A 2549-nucleotide genomic window follows, 5' to 3' on the forward strand; every position below is an offset into this window, starting at 1 on the left:
CAAGGAACTCGGAATCGATCTGAAGACCTTTGCGGGCAAGATCGACGGCGACCATGAAACCCAGGTTCAGGCTGTCGAAACCTGCATTGCCGACGGCGCCAAGGGCATACTGATCACGCCGTCCGACAGTTCGGCGATTGTCCCCTCGGTCGAGCAGGCCCGCAATGCCGGCATCCTCGTCATCGCGCTCGATACCTCGCTGGAACCGATCGACGCAGCCGACGCGACTTTCGCCACCGACAACTTCAAGGCCGGTGAACTGATCGGCGCCTGGGCCGCCGCAAGGCTCGGCGACGAAGCCGCCAATGCCCGGATCGCCATGCTCGACCTCGGCGTCAGCCAGCCTTCCGTCGATGTCATGCGCGACCAGGGCTTCCTGAAGGGCTTCGGCATCGATCTGGGCGATCCGGGCCGCTGGGGAGACGAGACCGATCCGCGCATCGTCGGCAACGATGTCACGGCCGGCAATGAAGAGGGCGGACAGCGCGCCATGGAAAACCTGCTCGCCAAGGACCCGATGATCAACGTCGTCTACACGATCAACGAGCCGGCCGCGGCCGGCGCCTATCAGGCGCTGAAATCCATCGGCCGGGAAAACGACGTCATGATCGTCTCTGTCGATGGCGGTTGCCCCGGCGTTCAGAACGTCGCCGACGGCGTCATCGGCGCCACGTCGCAGCAATATCCGCTGCTGATGGCCTCGAAAGGCATTGAGGCAATCGCCGCGTTTGCCGCCGACGGAACCAAGCCGATGCTGACCGAGGGCAAGAATTTCTACGATACCGGCGTCACCCTGGTGACCGATCATCCGGTTGACGGCGTGGAGTCGATCTCCGCCGAAGAGGGCATGAAGCTCTGCTGGGGCTGATGCAAATAGTCCTGAACCTTTCGGAGAGGCCGTAAACCGGCCTCCCCTTTTCACGAGAACCAGGCTGACGGGACGGACCGTCCGGGCCGGCGCCTGGAGAAATATCAGAGTGAGGACCATGCAAGAACCCTCGGCACACCAGGATGACTACGAATCCTCGCTGGCGCAAAGCCCCGCGAAGGTCGCTGAATTCGCGCAGGAACCGGAGTGGCTGATCGACAAGATCCAGCATGCCCTGCACAAGACGCCGGCACTGGTGCCGCTGATTGTGCTCTTGCTGTCGATCGCGGTCTTCGGCGCATTGCTGGGCTCGAAATTCTTCTCGCCTTTTGCTCTGACGCTGATCCTGCAGCAGGTCCAGATCATCGGCATTGTCGCGGCGGCGCAAAGTCTCGTCATCCTGACTGCGGGCATCGATCTCTCCGTCGGCGCGATCATGGTTCTGAGTTCCGTCATCATGGGACAGTTCACGTTCCGCTACGGTCTTCCGCCCAGCGTGGCGATTGTCTGCGGGCTTGCCTGCGGCGCGGCGGTCGGGTTCATCAACGGGTTTCTGGTCGCGCGCGTCAAACTGCCGCCCTTCATCGTCACGCTCGGCATGTGGCAAATCGCGCTGGCGACGAATTTTCTCTACTCGGCCAACGAGACCATAAGGGCACAGGAGATCGAGGCCAACGCCCCGCTTCTGCAATTCTTCGGCAACAAGATCGCACTGGGCGGAGCCGTCTTCACCTATGGCGTGATCTTCATGATCGTCCTGGTGATGGTGCTTGCCTATGTCCTGCGTCAGACGGCCTGGGGCCGCCATGTCTACGCCGTCGGCGACGATCCCGAAGCCGCGGAACTCGCCGGCGTCAACGTCAGGCGCACGTTGATCTCGGTCTATGTCCTTTCCGGCCTCATTTGCGCCTTTGCCGGCTGGGCCCTGATCGGGCGGATCGGCTCGGTTTCGCCAACCTCGGGCCAGTTGAGCAATATCGAATCCATCACCGCCGTGGTGATCGGCGGCATTTCACTCTTCGGCGGGCGCGGCTCGGTGCTCGGCACGCTGTTCGGCGCGCTGATCGTCGGCGTCTTCACGCTCGGCCTCAGGCTGATGGGCGCGGATGCCCAATGGACCTATCTGTTGATCGGCCTGCTGATCATCGCCGCCGTTGCCCTAGATCAGTGGATCAGAAAGGTATCACTATGACCGAACCGCTTCTGAAGGCCCGCAATCTCGTCAAGCGCTACGGCAAGGTGACGGCGCTCGATCACTGCGATTTCGATCTCATGCCGGGAGAAATCCTGGCGGTGATCGGCGACAACGGCGCCGGCAAGTCGACGCTGATCAAGGCGATTTCCGGCGCCGTGCTTCCGGACTCCGGCGAGATCCACATGGATGGCCGGCGCCTCAACTTCGCCTCGCCCAACGATGCCCGCGGGGCCGGCATCGAAACGGTCTACCAGACGCTTGCGATGTCGCCGGCCTTGTCGATCGCCGACAATATGTTCATGGGGCGCGAATTGCGTAAACCCGGCTTCATGGGCAAGGTGTTCCGCCAGCTCGACCGACCGGAAATGGAACGGATCGCCCGCGAAAAGCTGAACGATCTCGGCCTGATGACCATTCAGAACATCAATCAGGCGGTGGAAACGCTCTCGGGCGGGCAGCGGCAGGGGGTCGCGGTGGCGCGGGCGG

3 protein-coding genes are annotated in these 2549 nt (G+C 62.5%); all 3 read left to right on the forward strand.

Translation table 11 applies throughout. The annotated features are described in order from the left end of the window. A partial coding sequence (locus tag AC5DC2_RS22775; RefSeq protein WP_491700138.1) for a substrate-binding domain-containing protein occupies window positions 1–868 on the forward strand: 868 nt, incomplete at its 5' end. Window positions 869–986: 118 nt separating this feature from the next. Beyond that, window positions 987–2060, forward strand: a complete 1074-nt coding sequence (locus AC5DC2_RS22780; protein ID WP_024706850.1) for an ABC transporter permease — start codon at window positions 987–989, stop codon at window positions 2058–2060. Continuing rightward, a partial coding sequence (locus AC5DC2_RS22785) for an ATP-binding cassette domain-containing protein (RefSeq protein ID WP_491700139.1) occupies window positions 2057–2549 on the forward strand: 493 nt, incomplete at its 3' end. The genes AC5DC2_RS22780 and AC5DC2_RS22785, both read left to right, overlap by 4 nt.

It is taken from the genome of Martelella sp., assembly GCF_984369615.1.

What these genes read in the sequence shown, in the direction of transcription:
- AC5DC2_RS22780 (WP_024706850.1), top strand. Translation starts at nt 987, where the DNA reads ATGCAAGAACCCTCGGCACACCAGGATGACTACGAATCCTCGCTGGCG.